The sequence below is a fragment of the Rhizomicrobium sp. genome (assembly GCF_056722145.1).
Map to the genome: position 1 here is coordinate 1 of NZ_JBWZET010000080.1, position 18,316 is coordinate 18,316.

Here is an 18,316-nt window from a genome sequence, read left to right on the forward strand (position 1 = left end):
GTGAATAGCCACGCGGCAGATTACTATAAGTTTCGATCCGCGCTCCCGCGTGGGGAGCGACGCGCTACCAGTAACGCCATTGACCGTCACGGACTGTTTCGATCCGCGCTCCCGCGTGGGGAGCGACAAACGATAAGCCAGACATGATGCGAGCACTCGATGTTTCGATCCGCGCTCCCGCGTGGGGAGCGACCTGCTTGACGTAACATATTGATGAACCGGAATAAATGTTCGTATTTGCGCGAACCTCCTTGCGAATGTGCCGCCGGAACCTTGCAGCACTGTCCCGTTTCGGGATAATTCACAATTTCAAAGAGCTTGCGGCTGCGCAAACCTGCTGGGAAAACGTGTTCGCTTGGGGTTCGCGTGGGCCGAACTTCAGAAAATGAGCGGGCCTTCGAGGTCCGCGACCGGCTTGGCGCCGACATGGTCAACGCGTGCCTTGCCGTTGGCACCCAGGCGGTAGAATCGCAGACTATCCCGTTTCGGATCGATCTCGTCGATCAGCCGTGCCCGCAGAACCGCCCATTGCGCTGGATCAACGTCGCACTCGAATACCGAATTCTGCACGCGCTGTCCAAAATCTAGGCACATCCGCGCGACATGCCGAAGACGCTTCTTGCCCCAACGGTCCTGCGTATTCACATCGTAGGTGATGAGCATCAGCATGGCCGCTACTTCCAAATAAAGGCGGGGTAGCCGTCCAAATCGCCGCGTAAATGCCGCGCCAATAGTTGCGCCTGAGCATGAACGAACAATCCGAACGGCATAGCTTCATCGAGGAACGGATGGCGGGCTTCGTCGCGCTTGCGTTCCTGCCACGCCACCAGAACGTTCTTGCGAGCCTCATCAGTCAGCCTGACACCGCCGCCTTCCTCCATCACAAAATCCTGAGCGCCGACTTGCCGCCGGTTGATAAGGCTGAGCGCCAACCGGTCGGCCAGAACAGGGCGGAACTCCTCCATGAGATCTAGAGCAACTTCCCTGAAACGCGAGTCGGAAGGGATTCCCGCGGCGGTCTGATTGTGATTCGATTCTGCCGGTTTTGACCGGAGATTCGGTATGGGCAGGCCCTACAGCATGGATTTGCGCGAACGGGTGATTTCCGCGGTCGAGGGCGGAATGTCGACGCGGCAAGCGGCGGCGCGGTTCTCGATCGGGATAGCGACGGCGGGCGCCTGGGCGCGGTTGAAACGGTCCACGGGGGCCGTCGCTCCATCTCGGCAAGGCAAGCCGAAGGGGTCGGTTTTGGATGCACAGGCGGACTTCATCTTCGCCCTGATCGATACCGTGCCCGATATCACCTTGGAAGAGATTGCTGAACGCTTGGCGCGCGAGCGCGGCGTGAAGGTGGTATCGACCGCGGTGTGGAAGTTCCTCGACCGGCGCGGCATGACGCATAAAAAAAGACCGCCCATGCGAGCGAACAGGAACGTGCCGATGTGAAGGCGGCGCGCCAAGCCTGGTTCGAGATGCAGCCCGACCTCGATCCCGAGCGGCTGATCTTCATCGACGAAAGCGGCTTATCGACCAAAATGGCACGTCTGCGCGGTTGGGCTCGGCGGGGAATGCGTTGCCGGGCTTCGGTTCCGCACGGACATTGGAGTACGACGACCTTCGTGGCTGGCCTCACCTTATCGGGCATGTGTGCACCCATGCTGCTCGACGGAGCGATGGATGGCGAAGCCTTCAAGGCGTGGTGTGAAGAGATGCTGGCGCCGGTTCTGCGTCCGGGCGACACCGTCATCATGGACAACTTGCCAGCCCACAAAGTCGCTGGCATCCGCGAGGCCATCGAAGGGGCGGGAGCGACTTTGCTCTATCTGCCGCCCTATAGCCCAGACTTCAATCCCATCGAAAACGGCTTCTCCAAGCTTAAGGCCCATATCCGAAAGGCCGCTGCCCGCACCACCGAAGCACTCCAGGCCGCCGTCGCCAGCGCGCTCAAAACCTTCCAGCCCCACGAATGCGTAGCCTTCTTCGCCCATGCCGGATACGACTTGGATTAACGGGAGTCTGCTCTAGTGGAACCAGATGCGCGCGCCGCATTTTCATGCGCTCCGCCGGAATTCGCCATAGCGGTTCGGGGCCGTCCAGGCATTCGACTTCTGACCATCTAGCAAAACGCAACTCTGCCGTTCGCACGAAAGTCAGCACCACCAGTCTCATCGCAAGCTGAGTGACGGTGTCGCCATCGTAGGTGTCGAGCTTGGCCAAGAAGGCAGGAAGTTCGCTGGCCGGCATCGCTGCGCGGTGTTTCGCCGGTTTGGCGGGTGCGAGGGCCCCTTTGATGTCTAAGGTGGGATTGCGGCGACATCTAGCGGTTGCCACGCTATAACTAAAGATAGCGCTCGCCATTTGCATGATGCGCTTAGCCATTTCGATCGCGCCGCGCTGCTCGATCTTTCGGATGACATCCAACACGTCGATCGGTTCGATGTCGGCGATTGGCCGTTTGCCGAGGAATGGCAACAGGTCTTCTTCCAAGCGGCTGCGTAAGCGAGAAGAGTAGCTTTCGACCCAGCCCGACCGATTGAGTTCGAACCACTCGTTCGCCACAACTTCAAACGTGCTACCCGCCGCAAGCGCTTGCTTGCGTCGTTCCGATTTGCGCACCGCGGACGGATCCTTGCCGTTCTGTAACAACTCTTTCGCTGCATCCCGTTTTTGACGAGCTTTTTGCAGCGACACATCGGGATATTGGCCCAGCGCGAGCGTCTTCTGCTTGCCGAAAAAGCGATAGGAGAGGCGCCACAGCTTTGAGCCGTTGGAGGACACGAGCACATGCAAACCCTCTGCATCGCTGACCTTATAGGCAGCGGTCTTGGCTTTCAGAGAGCGCAGTTTCAAATCGGTCAGAGGCATTTGGGAACCGCTTGAGCAGGTGTTGGTACTTTCGGAAAATTTGTTGGTATGAGGGCCGAAATTTACCAACAAACCACGCGGCTTCCCACGGACATAAATGAGCCGAATGGAACAGCAAGTATTTGAAATTTAAGTATTTTCCGAACATTCGCGAACGGCAGCGAATACCTGCGAATGAATGCTTGGTGGGCCCGGCAGGACTCGAACCTGCGACCAGACCGTTATGAGCGGCCAGCTCTAACCAACTGAGCTACAGGCCCCACCGAAGCGCCAGCCTAGAGCGCCGTCGCGGCAGCCTCCATAGCAAAATTCGGGCAGCGAACGCCACTTTCGCAGCTCGAGCTAGCCTGGATTATGGTGTCGCGTCGAGCGGCACGATCGGATGGCTTTGCGGGCCGCGTCTGCATTTATCCCGGTTCTAGCGGATTTGCCGGTGCGCCGCGGCCCGCACTGGGATCATCGCCTGGGGCTCAACGAAAAGGCCGGGAGAGGCTGTCTCCCGGCTTCGTCAGGCGTCGCGGAGCCCGCGGCCTACTTCTGCTTCTGCAGCTTTTCGATCTGATCCATGATGTTGTTCATGCGGGCAATCAGCGCCTTGTAGGGTTCGGGACTTGCCATATCGAGCCCGGCCCGGCGATAGAGCTCGTAGGGATAATCGGAGCCGCCGGCCTTCAGCATGTCGATGAAGTGGGTGCGCGTCTTGGCGTCGCCCGCTTCGATGCCTTTGGTGAATGCCGCCGCACCGACCATCGAGGTGGCATACTGGTAGACATAGAAGCCGTAGTAGAAGTGCGGAATGAACGCCCATTCCACGCAGTATTTCGGGTCGATCTTGGTCACGCCCTTGTCGTCGCCATAGTAGCGTTTGAGTAGACCGCAATAGATTTCGGTCATCTTGGCGCCGGAGAGCGCGTTGCCCTTCTCAACTTCTTCATGCAGGGCGAGCTGGAATTCGCCGAACATGGTCTGGCGGAAGAAGGTGGTGCGGATCAGTTCCAGCTCCTGGCCGAGATAGTAGAGCTTCTCGTTCTTGGTCTTGGCGTGCTTGACCATGTAGTCGGCGAGCAGGAATTCGTTCGAGATTGACGCCGTCTCGGCGGTGAAGGTCGAGTAATTCGAGTTTTCGTAGGGTTGATTGGACGTCGTCAGCAGGGTGTGGACGGCATGGCCCCACTCGTGCACCAGCGTCGACAGCGACTGGTAGTCGTCGTTGTGGTTGAGCAGCAGGAACGGGTGCACATCGTAGGCCGAGCCGTTCATATAGGCACCCGATGCCTTACCCGGGCGCGGCAGCACGTCCATCCAGCGGCCGGCAAAGCCGCGCTGCAGCAAGGTGCGGTATTCGGGGCCATAGGCCTTGGTGACGTCGAGCGCGATGCGCTCGGAATCTTCCACCGTGAAATGAAGCGGCGTATCGAGCCGGAACATCGACGGATACATGTCATAGTAGCCGAGATCGCCGTTGATGCCGAGGAGCTTCTTCCTCAGTTTCAGATAGCGGTGGAAGGTCGGCAGGCCGGCATTGGCCTGGGCCACCAATTGGCGATAAACGGCTTCCGGCATGGCGTCGGCGAACAGTGCGTCGCTCAGCGCATTGGGGAAATGGCGCTGTTTGGCGTCGAACTCAGCCCCCAGAACCTGGGTGTTGAGGGTGGCGCCGAAGGTGCCTTCGTAATTCTTCCAGGTCCCCCAGAAGGCGTCGAACACCGCCTTGCGGTCGTCGCGAATTTCGGATTGGCGATAGCGGGAATACTCCGCCTGATCGAGATGCGCGACTTTGGTGCCGTCGCTCAAGGTCACCGACGGGAACGGCAGTTCGCCGTTGGAAAGCTGGCTGTAGATGTTGTCGGGCTGCGCCATCAGGTTGCCGGCGGCGGCCATGACCTGCTCGGCTTCGGCACCGAGCGTGTGCGGGGCACTTCTCAGGATATTGTCGAGCCAGAAGCCGAAGCGCTGCTTCAGTTTCGGGTTCTCGGCTTCGAACGCCTTCACCTTGTCGGCGCCGATGGCGAGGATTTCCGGCGTCAGCCACGCGGTCTTTTCGCCGAGCGCAGTGCCGAGATTCTGCGCCAGCTGCCGGCGCTCCTGGTTTTCCGCCACCCGCACGTCTTCGTCGCCCTTGAGCGAGGCATAGACGGCAAGCCGGTCGAGCTCGCGCCGGGCATTGGAATAGGCGTCGAGAGCGGCGTAGAGGCTGGCGGCGTCCTTGCCGAGCGTGCCCTTCAAGGCCGGCAGCTTGTCGATGGCGGCAGCGGTTTTGTCCTTCGCCGCGGTCCAGGCGGCGGCGGTCGGATAAATCTCGGTCAGGTCCCAGACATAGGCGGCCGGAACGTTGTCGGCAGCGTGCGCCGGCACGAGCGCGGTGGACAGCACCAGCGCGGCGGCTAGGGCAAATCGTTTCATGGAGGCTCCCCTCGGATAGTGTTGCCGCGGTTTTACGCTATGCTGCGCCGGAAGGCATTCACATTCTCGTAGGCGGTTAACCATGAAACGGACGGTTGTAAGCGTTGCGGCGATGCTGCTTGCAGGCGCAGCGGTCGCGGCGCCGGCACCGCATTTGTCCGTAACGGCGATGAGCGTCCTGCCGGTGGTGGACCGCACACCCTATGACGAAAGCGCCAACGCGGCGGCAGCCGTGGATGCCGCCTTCGCCCGGGCAAAGAAGAGCCATAAGCGGGTGCTGATCGATCTTGGGGGCAACTGGTGCGGCGACTGTGTCGTGCTTGCTAACATCATGGCCCTGCCCGAGATGAAGCCGTTCATCGCCGCCCATTTCGAAGTGGTGAGCGTCGATGTCGGTCGCTTCAACAAGAACCTATCCGTTCCGGCGCGCTTCGGCCTCACCGACCGCCTGAAGGGCGTGCCAACGGTCTTGATCGCCGCGCCCGACGGAAGCCTGATCAACCGCGGCGATCTGTTCGCTCTGGCCGATGCCCGCAGCATGACCCCGCAAGCCGTCGCCGACTGGCTGGCGCAGTGGGCGAAGTAGGTTTCAGCGCGGTGTTGCCGTCGCCGTGATTTTCGCCGACGATGTCGGCTCGGGGCAGGCGATGGCGCCGGTTCCGGCCGGATTGGGCACCAGCGTCAGCACCTGTTCCAAGGGGTGACCCTCGGCAGCCTCGAAATTCGCCGCGACGCGGGCGCAAAATAAGGCGTCGCGCATCGAGCGGAGCGAGGCGTTGTTGGCGAGCTCGGTCTTGAAGAGATTGTAATCGTCGAAGCCGCCGCGCGGATTGGCCGTGATGAAGAAGGCGAGCAGGGTACGGTCGGAGGCCTGCAGCGCGGCGCGGTGCGTCAGCACGAAATTGTTGTAGGCGCCGGCGGCCTTGCAGGCGAACGCGGCTACCATCATTTCCTGCTGCAGCGCCGCCGTCTTGAGCGCCGCCGCATCCTGCTGGCGTTCGCACGCCGGCGTCCCCACCGCCTTGGTCACTGCCAACACCGTTACCATTACCGTTGCCATAATGCGGCGCATGAGGCCCTCCTGCCCGATCCCGAGAAGAGCTTAGTCGCTGGCAACCAATATGTAATACGAACAAATACCGGCGCCCCTGATCGATGCTGAGGGCGACCGCCATAGTATCGATAAAGCCTTCTTCAACCAGTCGCAGGGTGTGGGCGGCGCAAGCGTCGCCGAACCGTGTGCTTCAATCGGCAGCGGCGCCACAGCATTTCCTGAATTTTCTGCCGCTCCCGCAGGGACTCGGATCATTGCGGCCGGGAAGGGGTGACTCGTCGCTTTTCCGGTTGGGATGGAAGGCGTTCATGACATTTGCCGGCGGCCGCTTGGCGCGGAATTCCGCGGCCATGAAACGCATGGCGGGATCGATGTGGGAGAAGAATTTCTTGTAGCCGGCGCAGAGGTAATTCAGCCCGGACTCGCCGTCCGGAGCGTTTTCGAAGCGATTGCGCGGACATTCGCCGTTGCAGGCAAAGCGCACCGAACAGTCGCGGCAGCAGCGCGGCAGACTGCCGGACTTGTCTTGGCCGAACTGGCGCTGCTGTTCGGAGCCGACCATCACCGCCAGAGGCTGCTCCATGATGTTGCCGAGGCTGTTATCGGGGAAAACATAATGGTCGCAAGCGTACAGCTCGCCGGTGTGTTCGATCGCCAGCGCATCGCCGCAGGTCCGATTGTACGGTGCTCGATGGCACTTCGCCGTCGCCGCTGCTGGTTCCCGCCGCCACCAAGCAGGCGCTCTTTCTCGGCCATGACGGCAATCTTTCCAACATAGCCGGCATTTTCGATCTGCATTGGCGCTTGGCTGATCAGCCGGACGCGACACCGCCGAATTCGGCGCTCGCTTTCGAGATGCTGCGTTATTCGCATGGGGAGCGGTTTTGTCCACTGCGGCTGTTCGCAACAATCGTGGCGCGCCGCACGGAACCGAGCTGCGTCGCTGAATTGCACGCCCAATAAAGCGAACGATATGCTCCACCCAGCGGAGTATCAGGGAACAACACGCGTGGACACGGCGACTTTTGCGGCGGCCAAGGCCAAACACCGGGCAGGCGATCTCGCCGGTGCGGAACCACTTTACCGCGCCGAACTCAGCGCCCATCCCGGCAATGACGACTGCCTTCATCGCCTCGGCGTGCTGCTGTTCCAGCGGGGCGCGGGCGACGAGGCGGTGCGCCTGATCCGGCTCGCTATCGTGCGCAACGATCTCGTGGCGGACTACCACAACCATCTCGGCGCGATCCTCAAGGCGCTGGGGCGCCTAGACGAAGCGCGGCAAAGCTTTGCGAGCGCCTTGGCATTGGCGCCCGATTTTGCCGAGGTGCACAACAATCTCGGTTCGCTGCTGCTAGCGATCGGCGAAAGCGAAAAGGCCTGCCGCCATCTCAGCCACGCCGAAGCGCTGGCGCCATCGGTGCCGGAGATCGCCTTCAACCTTGGTAACGCGCTGCGCGCGCTGGATCAGCGCGACGCCGCCGTGGCGGCCTACCACCGGGCGATCGTGTTGCGTCCGGATTATGCCGAGGCGCACGTCAATCTCGGCTTCGTCCTGCTTTCCCAAGGCGCTTTCGAAGAGGGTGGTCGCGAATACGACTGGCGTTGGCGTCTCGTGCCGCCACCCAGCCCGTTGCGCGGCTTCACCCAGCCCGAGTGGCATGGAGAAACAGTGCGCGACGCGACCGTGCTGATCCATGCCGAGCAGGGGCTTGGCGATAGCATCCAATTCTGCCGCTTTGTCGCCGTCGCTGCGGCGCGCTGTGGACACGTTGTGTTGGAAGTGCCGCCGCAACTAGTGCGCCTGCTGTCGCCGCTGCGTTCGATGGCAACAATCGTCGCCAAAGGCGAACCGCTGCCGCCGTTCGATCAGCACTGCCCAATGCTGAGTTTGCCGTGGCGCCTCGGACTGGCACCGGCGGGCTTGGCCGCGACAGTACCCTACCTCGCCGCCGAACCCGACCGCGTCGCATCCTGGCGCCAGCGCTTGGTTGCTGCCGGCGCCTTTCGCATCGGCATCGCGTGGCAGGGCAATCGCAAGGCGTTGCACGACAGTCAGCGGTCGCTACCGCCGGAATGCCTGTTGCCACTGGCGGCTTTGGACGGCGTTAAACTGTTCAGCCTGCAGAGAGACGCGGCGCCCACCACAGCGAACGTAGTTGCGTTGGGGCCCGAATTCGATGCTGGTCCGGATGCCTTTCTCGACACCGCTGCGGTGATGGCCAACCTTGATCTGGTCGTCACCAGCGATACCGCCATCGCCCATGTTGCCGGGGCGCTCGGCATTCCGGTCTGGGTGGCGTTGGCCAAATCGCCGGATTGGCGCTGGCAAGTGGCGGGCGGTTGGTACGCCAGCATGCGCCTGTTCCAGCAAACCCGATTTGGCGATTGGAATGAACCGGTCCTACGCATGATCGCGGCGCTGGCGCCGATGGTGGCAAACCGATCCACCTCCACCGATAGATGATCACGATGACATTCAATTTCGGCTGCCTGTTCGATCTCGACGGCGTCATTGTCGACACCGCCAGGTACCACTTCATGGCTTGGCGCCGGATCGCCGATGAGCTTGGCTTCGTCTTCACTGAACAGGACAACGAACGGCTCAAAGGCGTTTCGCGGATGCAGTCGCTCGATATTCTGCTGTCAATCGGCAAAGTGAATCTCGACCCAGCGGCCAAGCAGGCGCTGGCGGCACGCAAGAATGCGCTTTATGTCGAATACATCGCCGAGCTTGGACCGGATGCAATGTTGCCCGGCGCACGCGAATTCCTGATCGCCTGTCGCGCGCACGGCATCGCCACCGCGCTGGCTTCGGCGAGCCGCAATGCCCCCGCCATTCTAGCGCGCCTGCAAATCGCAAATCTGTTTGATTCGGTCGTAGATGGTACTGTCGTCGCCAAAGCAAAGCCGGCGCCCGACGTGTTTCTCGTTGCCGCCGAGCGGATCGGCGTCGCGCCGGAACACTGCGTCGTGTTCGAGGATGCCGAAGCCGGCATTACGGCGGCCAAGGCTGCCGGGATGCATGCCGTTGGCATCGGATCGCCGGCGGTGCTGACCGGAGTGGGCATGGTCGTACCCGGTCTATTTGCCGTGACCCTCGACAACGTCATCGCGGCTTTATTCGCATACCAGCGGTGCGCGTGACAATTGGGCGAACGCGGTTCCGGCGAACTTTCCGATGATCGGTGACGTGCTGCACAAGGCCGGCTATCAGGTCGCCTTCCTCGGCAAGAACCACATCAAGGGCGCGCTGCAGGACCATTACTGGGACTACTATCTCTCCAATGAGGGCCAGGGCCGCTATTACAATCCGACCCTGACCGAAGGGCGAAACGGCACTTTTTCCGAACCGCGCCAGTTCGACGGCTACCTCGATGACATTCTCGGCGATCACACCGTGAAGTGGCTGAACGAGCGTGACCAGACCAAGCCGGTCTGCCTGTTCCTGTGGTTCTATGCGCCGCACTCGCCGTTCTACCGTTCGCGCCGGGCGGCCGATCGCTTCAACGGCGTGCGCATCCCCAAGCCCGCCTCGTTCGACGAGGATATCGCCGATTATCCCGGTAAGCCGCGCGGCGTCGCGATCGCGTTCAACAAGATCGTAACGACGCTGCTCGACAGCGCCCGCAGTCTCGAAGAGGTGGTCAAAGACCATTACTGCGGCGTCGAGAACAACGACGAGAATGTCGGTCGCGTTGTCAAGGTGCTGGCCGATCAGAACGTGCTCGACGACACCGCGATCCTGCTCAGTTCCGATCACGGCTTTTTCCTCGGCGAGCACACCTTCTACGACAAGCGACTGATGTACGAACCGTCTCTGCGCGTGCCGCTGATCATGCGCTATCCGCGCCGCATCAGACCGAACACGGCGCGTAGCGAAATGGCGCTCAACACCGACCTTGCCTCCACCGTCTACGATCTCGCCGGGGTCAAGGCGCCGGATACGGTTCAGGGCAGGAGTCTGATGCCGCTCGCCGAAGGCAAGCTCGTCGCCGACTGGCGCACCGACATGCTGTACGAGTTCTTCGAATATCCCGGCGCTGAAAATGTGCGGCCTCACCGTGGCGTGCGCACCGACCGATATAAGTACATACACCACTTCCTCACCCCACAGGAATACGAACTCTACGATCTGCAGAACGATCCGGACGAGATGCAAAATCTCTACGGTCGGCCCGGCAGCGAGGCGCTCATCGCCCAGTTGCAACGCCGGCTCGAGGAACTGCGTCACCAGACCAACGACCATTTCGTCTGGTCGCCCACCAATGGCGGCGAACTACATGACCGCGTGAAATCGACCGAGGCCTTTCCGTCCCGGCCCTGATGCAGCGACGGAGCGGTCGATCGTCGGCCGCTCCGTTCCGGTCCACAGAGCGCTACCACGCCGCCGTTGTCCTGATCACGGCGACACGACTTTCCGGAGAAATCGTCAAGCGTGCGAGCGGCGATCGTTGCTCAGCAATCGGGCGCCAGGAATTGGGGAAAAGGGGGCTTCGACACCCGACTGACGCCCTTCCTCGAAATTGCTCGCGTCGCATACATCGGTTGCCGTATCATAGGTTGAAGCGGTCTTGTCGCTGCTTGTTAACCCGCTAGGGCTGCAGGAATGGCCTAAATGCCGCGTACGTTGAGTGGCAAGGAAAAGGAAGAATATCGCGAAAAGCTGTGCGAGGCAGCGCGGCGCCTGTTCGCAGCGCGTGGCATCGACGGCGTCACCATGCGGGCCCTGGCGACGGAAATCGGGGTCAGCCCGATGCAGCCCTATCATCACTTCAAGGACAAGAATGAGATTCTCGCCGAAGTCCTGACTCGGACCTTCAACCGGTTCGTCGCGGTCTTGGACGCCGCCGACGAAACCCCGGGGACGGCGTTCGACCGGGCCAAGGCCAAACGGTTCGCCTATGTGCGCTTTGCCCTGGCGGAGCCGGACAGCTACCGGCTGATGTTTTCGCTGCCGCACCCCAACGAATCAGACTATCCGGGCATGTCCGAGGCGATGAACCGCACTCGCGCCAGCATGCGCCGCAGCGTCGAGGAACTGATCGCTGAGCGGGTGGTGCAAGGCGACCCGGAATTCCTCGGCCATGCCTTCTGGATCTCGTTTCACGGCCCGGTCAGTCTGTATCTGGCCGGCAAGCTGCCGCCCGACATGGCGTTTGATGACCTGATCAACATCAATTTGCAGGGTTTGTTCATGGTCACGGCGCCGCCGGGCTGAGCCATTCGCCAACCCTTCAACATCCTGCAAGATTTCGTGGCGTTCGCCTTGCGTTTCCGCGCCATTTCGGTCGCAGCAATGACTCTGTGTCAGTCAAAGTCGAGTGTCACTTCGATGCAAACGGCCTGGCTGGGCTGAAATTGGCAGCACACGACGTTTTCGAAAGTCTGGACGACTGCGTGGAGAATGCCGAGGTAATATAAACAAGGAATTGCGCTGGAACTATGCTTATCGTCCAGCAGTATAGGGCTTTCGCCCGCCTATCGCCCACACGGAGAGCCGTTCGGTGATACCAAGTCTAAGTCATTAAAGCACAAATTTTATTTTGTTTCATTTCGCGAATAAGTACCATATACGCAAATTGTCTTTGATTTCGCGTTTCACGCCTTCTTGTTTGGCATGGATATTTGGCGGTTCCAGCATGGGCTATTGGTCCCTCGGCGCATGTTCGGGGGGAATTAATGCGGCCACGACACGGAAAAGTCGGGTGCGGCGCAATGCAATGTCGTCCTGCTGCTCCGTCCGGCCGGGGATGTGCCCAATAAGCCCTTGAGGGGGTTGGTTGGTGCTGTTTGTCGCCACCCCCCAAATGCCGGTTGCAGGCCGGCCCCAGGATGCGTATTTTCCGCCCCTCGCCGGAGCCCGTTGGGTCGTCCGGCGCTTATGTGTCTTATCTGGGATATCCCAGGTAGACGCACCATGGGCCGCCTTAGCTCAGCCGGTAGAGCACCGCATTCGTAATGCGGGGGTCGGGTGTTCGAGTCACCCAGGCGGCACCATTCCTCACCACGCATAACCCGGTTCCGCTTAAGCGCGACAAGGACGGCATTCGTCGTGCGCTGCCGGGATTGCTTGTCACAAGCATAGTGCGAAGCGCACTCAACCGATTCAGCTTTGTCTGGAACGGTCCAGTGCCGTGGATTCCCATTGAACGGTCGCTGTCTGCGGATGCGAACCAGTTCGCAGCGAGTCCACGCTGAAATCAGCGTACACGGACAATTCGATAACGATGGGAGGCGCAGCCGATGAGCGGTCACCGACTGTCCTGCCGCGTCGATCATCGTTGGGGAAATCGCGCGTTGGGCGGGAATCTCTTGCATTCTACCACTGGCATTAATGGCGTGTTGGAGTAGTCTGCGCCGGCGGGGGACTCAGTTGGCACACCAAGCTGTTTGTGCCACGTTGCAATTCCCGGCCATGCGTTGCGGCCGGCTACCTTGGGGAGCCGCGATCGTGCCACGCACTTTGAGCGAAGAAGACATCGCCGAATTCCGCGAGCAGCTCTGCGCTGCCGCCAGCCGCCTGTTTGCGCAGCGCGGCACGGATGGGGTCACTATGCGGGCCCTGGCGGAGATCATGGGGATTAGCCCCATGAAGCCTTATCACTATTTCCGCGACAAGGAGGAGATTCTCGCCGCGTCGATGGAGCGGGCCTTCAACCGTTTCGTCTCGGCGCTTGAGGATGCCGAGAAAACCGAAGGCTCGGCACGCGATCAGGCGGTCGCACGGCGCGACGCCTATGTCGCGTTCGCGCTCGCCGAGCCCGACTGCTATCGCGTCATGTTCGAGCTGCCACATCCGGAAACAGACAAGTTTCCCGGCTTGCAGGCAGCGATGGCGCGGGCGCGGGCGGTCAGCCGGCGCGGCATGGATGCCTTGATCGCCGAGGGGCTGGTCAGAGGCGATCCAACCATCCTCGGCAACGTCTTGTGGTGCGGTCTGCACGGCGCGGTGAGCGCCTATATCGCCGGCAAACTCGACAGCCGCGAACAGCTCGACGCCATCCTCGATGTGCTGATGACGGCTCTGTTCGCTGGCCTCAGGCCGGCACCGAACTAAAGCGCCTTCAACGCTGCAGTATGGGCCTTGATCACCGCCAGCGTCGTGGCGTCGGTGTCGAACACCGAGTTGCAGCCTTGTGGTTCCTGTGGTGGGTCGCCGACGTAGGCAGTGTCGCCCGGCTTCATCATGAAGTCGGGATGCTGCGCGCGCCCTTCGCCGCCCCAGGCCCAAAAATTGGTGCCGGCAAAGGGGCCGCCGGTTTTGGCGCTGGCTTCAACCATGTCATACACCATGCGATAGAAGCGATCGCGGTGGCTGGTGGTGACGTCAGGGCCATAAAGCCCGCCGTCGCGCGGGAAGCCGAACTCCTCCAGCACCAGCGGCTTGTCGAGGGCCGCGGCCAGCCGGAGGTGGGTTTCGATATAGGTTCGGCACTTGGCGAGACCGGCATCGAAGGTGGCGTCGAGTTTCTGCGGATCGATCCAGCCCCAGTTGAGCGGCCACATGTGGACGGTGACGTAGTCGATGTTCTTGGGACTGTGGGCGCGGGTCACGCACTCTTCCGAGTCGAGGCACCCCATAACGCCTTCATTGCCGGTCGACACCAAATGGTTGGGATCGTGCTTCTTGATGAAAGCGGCTGAGCGCGCGATCCAGGCATAGAATGCCTCCCACGGCGCCTTGGCGCTCGTGCCGCCGGGCCGCGGCTCGTTGGCGAGTTGCCAGGCCATGATGGCGGGATCGTCCCGGTACGGCTTGCCGGTCACCGTATTGATGCGCCGGACGATTCGTTTCACATACGCCTCATAAAGCGCGATCGCCTTCGGGCTGGCATAAAAGTTGGCGGAGAATTCGGCGAACTCGGGCCATGGGTGAGCGGGGTCACCGAGATTGATGTAATGACCGCCATTGGTCCAATACTGGTAGGTCACCATGCCGCCGGACCATTCCCAGAAATTATTGAGGAAAATGACGGCCCGCATGCCGCGCTTGCCCATTTCGGCGAGGGTAAAATCAAGTCCCTTGAGCAAGGCTTCGTTGTCGGGGGCGCCATGGGTCTGGATCGCGGGGGCGAGCGAATTTTTTAGCGGCGAGGTCTCGCCCGATCCCAACACGCGCAGATTGTCGAGCCCGAGGCTGTGCAAACGGTCGAGTTCACGCTTCAACCGGTCGCGATGGCCGAGCGCGTTCGGGGCACCGAGATAGGGGCCGTACCAGACATTGGTACCGGCATAGCGGGTGGGTTTGTCATGAACCAGGAAACGGGTGCCGTCCACCCGGACGAAGGGGGCGGGTTTGATCCCCGCGGCGCGAGCGCCGGCCGCGAGGCCGGCTCCAATGATGACATGGCGCCTTGTCAGCATGTTCGCATCCCTTTGACAGCGTTGTCGGGTCAGCCCTATCAGAACTGCCGGCCCGCCGCAGGGTGCAGGAATGCCGCGGCGCCGTGCGCCCTTGTAGGTTGTAGATAAAAACGGGCATAGTTGATATATAGAGCATCCTTTTTGCCGGTTAACGGCGGTTAATAGCGAGGCAGGGCGATGATCAGTGCGGGGCAGCTTCGGGCGGCGCGTGCCCTTCTTGGAATCGACCAGCGCCAGCTCGCGGAAATCGCCGGTCTATCGGTCCCGACCATCCAACGGATGGAAGCCAGCGACGGGGTCATCCGCGGCAACGTCGATTCGCTGATGAAGCTGATCGGGGCGCTGGAATCGTCCGGCATTGAACTGATCGGCGATAGCGCCGTTTCGCCGGAAGGCGGGCGCGGTATACGCTTGAAGAAGAAAATCGGCTGAGCAGCCAACAATCTGCAGGAACAAATCGATGACGGCACACCCCGTGCTGCGGGTGAAGCCCCGCGAAGGCAGGCGCGCCCGCGCCGGCGCTCCCTGGCTGTTCTCGAACGAAGTCGAGATTCAAAAGGTCCTTGCCTCCGGCGCCGTGGTGACGGTGGTCGGCGACGACGGTCGCATCTTCGGCACCGGCTTCTTCAATCCCAAGAGCCTGATTGCGGTGCGCCTCGTCGATGGCGCTGCCGATACGGTGCTGAACGAAGACTTCTTCGCCGCCAAGCTGTCGCGGGCGTTGAAATTGCGCGAGGCGGTATACCCGACGCCGTATTATCGCCTGGTCCATGCCGAAGGTGACGGCCTTCCCGGTCTTGCCATCGACCGCTTCGGCGACACCGTTTCGGTGCAGATCACGGTCGCCGGCATGGAAACGCTGAAGGCAACGTTGCTCGCCGCCTTGCAACGGGTGATCAAGCCCGCCCGCATCATCCTTCGCGCCGACGCGCCGGCCCGCTCTCTCGAAGGCCTTGAGCTTTATGTTGAGGCCGACGGCACCGGGCGCATCGCCGTGGAAGAGAATGGCGTCACCTATTTCGCTGACGCGGTCGCGGGCCAGAAGACCGGCTGGTACTACGACCAGCGCGACCACCGTGCCTTCATGGCGGGCCTGGCCAAAGGCAAATCGGTGCTCGATGCGTATTCCTACACCGGCGGATTTGCGCTTGCGGCGGCCAAGGCGGGCGCCAGCGATGTTGCGGGGCTCGAAAGTTCGGCGCCGGCCGTGGCACTCGCCGAGGAAGCCGCCGCCGCGGGGCATCTGAAGGCGACGTTCGTCAAGACCGACGTGTTCGATGAGCTGGAACGGCTCGGCGCTGCCAAGGAGACCTTCGACGTGGTGATCGCCGATCCGCCGCCTTTCGTGAAGGCGAAGAAGGACCTGGAGACCGGCGCCAAGGCCTATCGCAAGCTGGCACGTCTGGCCGCTGGCGTCACCGCGCCGGAAGGGTTCTTGTTCATCGCCTCGTGCTCGCACAACATTGCGATGGACCGGCTGGCGCTCGAATGCTCGGCGGGCATCGCGCGCACCGGACGCAAGGCACGCCTCATCCGCAGCGGCGGCGCCGGCCCAGACCACCCCATCCACCCGATGCTGCCGGAAAGCGCCTATCTGAAGGCGCTGGTGTACGCGTTGGACTAAATCGTCACCTGCGCGCCCATCTCGACGACGCGGTTCGGCGGCAGGTGATAGAAGCGCGCCGGCGACAGCGCGTTGGCGGCGAGCTGCATGTAGATCCAGCGCCGCCATGATTTCAGCATCGAGTGCTCGGCCGGCACCAGGGTTTCGCGGCCGATGAAAAAGGTCGTGGTCTCGGGATCGATGGCGAGGCCGAACTTGCGCGCTTCCACTAGCGCCTTGGGGACATCCGGGCTTTCGAAGAAGCCATGATGGATGTGCACGATATAGAAGCCCTTGCCGAGTTTTTCGACACTGAGCCGCTTTTCGGGCGCCACGAACGGAGTATCGTCGACCATCACCTGAGTGATCAGGACGCGCTCATGCAGCACCTTGTTGTGCTTCAGATTGTGCAACAGTGCGCCCGGCACTGAATCGGCGCGGGCCGACAGAAATACCGCCGTGCCCGCGACCCGTACCGGAGTCTTGTCGGCGCGCTCGAGGAACAGGTTCATCGGCATCGATTCGTTGCGCAGCCGGTCGAGCAGGACGCGGCGGCCAAGCCGCCAGGTTCCCATCACGGTGTAGACGCAGGTCGCGATGAACAGCGGCAGCCAGCCGCCTTCCACGATCTTGAGCGCGTTCGAACCGAGGAAGGCAAGGTCGACAAACCCGAGCAGGCCGAATATCGGCGCCGCAGTCCAGATGTTCCATTTCCATTGCCGCACGGCGACGAGGCCGACCAGCATGGTGGAGATGAACATCTCACCAGTCACCGCGATGCCGTAGGCGGCGCCGAGGGCATTGGAACTCTTGAAGATGAGCACGATCAAAACGACGCCGACGCAGAGCACGGCGTTCATCCGCGGCACGTAGATCTGGCCGTAGTCAGTCGCCGAGGTATGGCGGATTTCCATCCGCGGCAGCATGCCGAGCTGGATCGCCTGGCGGGCGATCGAGAACACGCCGGAAATCACCGCCTGGCTCGCGATCGAGGCAGCGATGGTGGCGAGGAACACCAAGGGGTAATGCGCCCAGTCGGGGGCGACGGCGTAAAACGGATTGCTCATCGCGTTGGGATGGCGCAGCAGCGCCGCGCCCTGTCCGAAATACTGCAGGAACAGCGCCGGCAATACGAAGAACATCCAGGCCGCGCGGATCGGGCCTTTGCCGAAATGGCCCATGTCGGCGTAGAGCGTCTCGCAGCCGGTCACCGCCAAGACGATCGAACCTAGCGCCACGAACGCGGTCCACGGCTCGTCAATGAACAACATCAGCCCGTAGTGGGGCGACAGCGCCTTCAGGATCTCCGGGCTCTGGTAAATCGAGGTGGCGCCCATCACGCCCATCACCACGAACCAAACGACCATCACCGGTCCGAACAGCCGGCCAACTTGGGCTGTGCCGCGTGATTGCAACGCGAACAGGCCGGTCAGGATGGCGAGCGATAACGGCACCACGATCCAGTCGAGGTGGGCATTGCTGGCGGCCAGCCCCTCTACCGCCGACAGCACGGTGATCGCCGGCGTCAGCATGCCATCGCCGAAGAACAGCGACAGGCCGATGATGGCGCCGGTGCCGATCAGGATCTTTAAGCGCCGGTCGAGGCCCTGGACGCGATGGGCGAGCGACGCCAGGGCCAGTTCGCCGCCTTCCCCGTCATTGTCGGCCCGCATGATCAGGGTGACGTATTTGAAGGTCACCACCAGAATCAGCGACCAGAAGATCAGCGACACCACGCCGTAAATGGCCTGGTCCAGCGCGGCGTGCTGGCGGGCAGCCAGGGCCGATTGGTGCAGTGCATAAAGCGGGCTGGTGCCAATATCGCCGAACACGACCCCGAGCGCCGCCAGCGTCAGGAAACACCTGCGCCTGAAGCTGGTCGCTTCGGGAGTGTGGTGAGGGCTGAACGCGCCCGCCGCTTCGAGCGGGTCGTCGGGCGCCATGGGGGGAGTTTGTGTGTCGGTCACGGCCGTGTCAGGTGAATGCCTGTCTGAAGAACGTCGTGGCTATGGTCTTCGCCTCGCGAG

At 61.9% G+C, this 18,316-nt stretch carries 16 protein-coding genes, 2 tRNA genes and 2 pseudogenes; 11 read left to right on the forward strand and 9 right to left on the reverse strand.

Annotated elements, in window-relative coordinates; all coding sequences use genetic code 11:
• Window positions 1-378 precede the first annotated feature (378 nt).
• Both cas2 and cas1 read right to left on the reverse strand, forming a co-directional pair.
• Complete coding sequence (gene cas2, locus AC1P6P_RS04460; RefSeq protein WP_481401235.1) at window positions 379-669, reverse strand: CRISPR-associated endonuclease Cas2; 291 nt, start codon at window positions 667-669, stop codon at window positions 379-381.
• Window positions 670-674: 5 nt separating this feature from the next.
• Window positions 675-980 (reverse strand): annotated as a pseudogene (gene cas1 / locus AC1P6P_RS04465) (CRISPR-associated endonuclease Cas1); the annotation flags it as partial.
• Between the two features lie 82 nt (window positions 981-1,062).
• On the opposite strand from cas1, the gene AC1P6P_RS04470 reads away from it, so the two are divergent.
• A protein-coding gene (locus tag AC1P6P_RS04470) for an IS630 family transposase (RefSeq protein ID WP_481401236.1) occupies window positions 1,063-2,009 on the forward strand; the annotation gives its coding sequence in 2 pieces (ribosomal slippage) (window positions 1,063-1,402 and window positions 1,402-2,009; 948 coding nt in all).
• On the opposite strand, the gene AC1P6P_RS04475 is transcribed toward AC1P6P_RS04470, so the two are convergent.
• The 3 genes from AC1P6P_RS04475 to AC1P6P_RS04485 all read right to left on the reverse strand — a co-directional run bounded on the left by AC1P6P_RS04475 (window position 1,945) and on the right by AC1P6P_RS04485 (window position 5,268).
• On the reverse strand, window positions 1,945-2,865 hold the full coding sequence (locus AC1P6P_RS04475) for a tyrosine-type recombinase/integrase (RefSeq protein WP_481401237.1): 921 nt from the start codon (window positions 2,863-2,865) through the stop codon (window positions 1,945-1,947). The genes AC1P6P_RS04470 and AC1P6P_RS04475 overlap by 65 nt on opposite strands.
• Window positions 2,866-3,048: 183 nt before the next feature.
• Window positions 3,049-3,125: transfer RNA gene (locus tag AC1P6P_RS04480), tRNA-Ile, on the reverse strand.
• Window positions 3,126-3,396: 271 nt separating this feature from the next.
• Entirely contained in the window at window positions 3,397-5,268 is a 1,872-nt protein-coding gene (locus AC1P6P_RS04485; protein ID WP_481401238.1) for a M3 family oligoendopeptidase, read from the reverse strand.
• Window positions 5,269-5,350: 82 nt separating this feature from the next.
• Between AC1P6P_RS04485 and AC1P6P_RS04490 the strand changes: the two genes are divergently transcribed.
• Window positions 5,351-5,854 (forward strand): thioredoxin family protein, encoded by a 504-nt coding sequence (locus tag AC1P6P_RS04490; RefSeq protein ID WP_481401239.1) that lies wholly within the window; start codon window positions 5,351-5,353, stop codon window positions 5,852-5,854.
• Window positions 5,855-5,857: 3 nt separating this feature from the next.
• On the opposite strand, the gene AC1P6P_RS04495 is transcribed toward AC1P6P_RS04490, so the two are convergent.
• Together AC1P6P_RS04495 and AC1P6P_RS04500 are read right to left on the reverse strand one after the other, a co-directional pair.
• Entirely contained in the window at window positions 5,858-6,340 is a 483-nt protein-coding gene (locus AC1P6P_RS04495) for a hypothetical protein (RefSeq protein ID WP_481401240.1), read from the reverse strand.
• Between the two features lie 172 nt (window positions 6,341-6,512).
• The gene (locus AC1P6P_RS04500) at window positions 6,513-6,980 is read right to left on the reverse strand and encodes an SPASM domain-containing protein (RefSeq protein ID WP_481401267.1); all 468 of its coding nucleotides are present in this window, start codon (window positions 6,978-6,980) and stop codon (window positions 6,513-6,515) included.
• A gap of 26 nt (window positions 6,981-7,006) precedes the next feature.
• Here AC1P6P_RS04500 and AC1P6P_RS04505 point away from each other — a divergent pair, with 26 nt between their 5' ends.
• The 7 genes and pseudogenes from AC1P6P_RS04505 (at window position 7,007) to AC1P6P_RS04535 (ending at window position 13,379) form a co-directional block, all read left to right on the forward strand.
• Window positions 7,007-7,285, forward strand: a complete 279-nt coding sequence (locus AC1P6P_RS04505; protein ID WP_481401268.1) for a hypothetical protein — start codon at window positions 7,007-7,009, stop codon at window positions 7,283-7,285.
• Between the two features lie 46 nt (window positions 7,286-7,331).
• Window positions 7,332-8,786 carry a tetratricopeptide repeat protein gene (locus tag AC1P6P_RS04510; RefSeq protein WP_481401241.1) on the forward strand — a complete coding sequence of 485 codons (1,455 nt, stop codon included), beginning with the start codon at window positions 7,332-7,334 and terminating at the stop codon, window positions 8,784-8,786.
• A gap of 5 nt (window positions 8,787-8,791) precedes the next feature.
• The gene (pgmB, locus tag AC1P6P_RS04515; RefSeq protein WP_481401242.1) at window positions 8,792-9,466 is read left to right on the forward strand and encodes a beta-phosphoglucomutase; all 675 of its coding nucleotides are present in this window, start codon (window positions 8,792-8,794) and stop codon (window positions 9,464-9,466) included.
• A 28-nt stretch (window positions 9,467-9,494) separates the two neighbouring features.
• Window positions 9,495-10,646, forward strand: a pseudogene (locus AC1P6P_RS04520) (sulfatase/phosphatase domain-containing protein); the annotation flags it as partial.
• A gap of 291 nt (window positions 10,647-10,937) precedes the next feature.
• The gene (locus tag AC1P6P_RS04525) at window positions 10,938-11,540 is read left to right on the forward strand and encodes a TetR/AcrR family transcriptional regulator (protein ID WP_481401243.1); all 603 of its coding nucleotides are present in this window, start codon (window positions 10,938-10,940) and stop codon (window positions 11,538-11,540) included.
• Window positions 11,541-12,243: 703 nt separating this feature from the next.
• A tRNA-Thr gene (locus AC1P6P_RS04530) sits at window positions 12,244-12,319 on the forward strand.
• A gap of 454 nt (window positions 12,320-12,773) precedes the next feature.
• Window positions 12,774-13,379, forward strand: coding sequence for a TetR/AcrR family transcriptional regulator (locus AC1P6P_RS04535; RefSeq protein ID WP_481401244.1), 606 nt, complete (start codon window positions 12,774-12,776; stop codon window positions 13,377-13,379).
• Here the strand turns inward: AC1P6P_RS04535 and AC1P6P_RS04540 are convergent.
• Entirely contained in the window at window positions 13,376-14,686 is a 1,311-nt protein-coding gene (locus AC1P6P_RS04540; RefSeq protein WP_481401245.1) for a glycoside hydrolase 5 family protein, read from the reverse strand. The genes AC1P6P_RS04535 and AC1P6P_RS04540 overlap by 4 nt on opposite strands.
• Before the next feature lie 177 nt (window positions 14,687-14,863).
• On the opposite strand from AC1P6P_RS04540, the gene AC1P6P_RS04545 reads away from it, so the two are divergent.
• Together AC1P6P_RS04545 and AC1P6P_RS04550 are read left to right on the forward strand one after the other, a co-directional pair.
• Window positions 14,864-15,118 (forward strand): helix-turn-helix domain-containing protein, encoded by a 255-nt coding sequence (locus AC1P6P_RS04545; protein ID WP_481401246.1) that lies wholly within the window; start codon window positions 14,864-14,866, stop codon window positions 15,116-15,118.
• A gap of 28 nt (window positions 15,119-15,146) precedes the next feature.
• Window positions 15,147-16,310, forward strand: coding sequence for a class I SAM-dependent rRNA methyltransferase (locus tag AC1P6P_RS04550; protein WP_481401247.1), 1,164 nt, complete (start codon window positions 15,147-15,149; stop codon window positions 16,308-16,310).
• Here the strand turns inward: AC1P6P_RS04550 and AC1P6P_RS04555 are convergent.
• Window positions 16,307-18,232, reverse strand: a complete 1,926-nt coding sequence (locus AC1P6P_RS04555) for a potassium transporter Kup (protein ID WP_481401248.1) — start codon at window positions 18,230-18,232, stop codon at window positions 16,307-16,309. The genes AC1P6P_RS04550 and AC1P6P_RS04555 overlap by 4 nt on opposite strands.
• Window positions 18,233-18,316: the final 84 nt, after the last annotated feature.

Coding starts and splice junctions, on each gene's coding strand:
- AC1P6P_RS04555 (WP_481401248.1), bottom strand. CDS start 18,232: ATGGCGCCCGACGACCCGCTCGAAGCGGCGGGCGCGTTCAGCCCTCAC.
- AC1P6P_RS04525 (WP_481401243.1), top strand. CDS start 10,938: ATGCCGCGTACGTTGAGTGGCAAGGAAAAGGAAGAATATCGCGAAAAG.
- AC1P6P_RS04540 (WP_481401245.1), bottom strand. CDS start 14,686: ATGCTGACAAGGCGCCATGTCATCATTGGAGCCGGCCTCGCGGCCGGC.
- AC1P6P_RS04545 (WP_481401246.1), top strand. CDS start 14,864: ATGATCAGTGCGGGGCAGCTTCGGGCGGCGCGTGCCCTTCTTGGAATC.
- AC1P6P_RS04550 (WP_481401247.1), top strand. CDS start 15,147: ATGACGGCACACCCCGTGCTGCGGGTGAAGCCCCGCGAAGGCAGGCGC.
- cas2 (WP_481401235.1), bottom strand. CDS start 669: ATGCTGATGCTCATCACCTACGATGTGAATACGCAGGACCGTTGGGGC.
- AC1P6P_RS04495 (WP_481401240.1), bottom strand. CDS start 6,340: ATGCGCCGCATTATGGCAACGGTAATGGTAACGGTGTTGGCAGTGACC.
- AC1P6P_RS04490 (WP_481401239.1), top strand. CDS start 5,351: ATGAAACGGACGGTTGTAAGCGTTGCGGCGATGCTGCTTGCAGGCGCA.
- AC1P6P_RS04475 (WP_481401237.1), bottom strand. CDS start 2,865: ATGCCTCTGACCGATTTGAAACTGCGCTCTCTGAAAGCCAAGACCGCT.
- pgmB (WP_481401242.1), top strand. CDS start 8,792: ATGACATTCAATTTCGGCTGCCTGTTCGATCTCGACGGCGTCATTGTC.
- AC1P6P_RS04485 (WP_481401238.1), bottom strand. CDS start 5,268: ATGAAACGATTTGCCCTAGCCGCCGCGCTGGTGCTGTCCACCGCGCTC.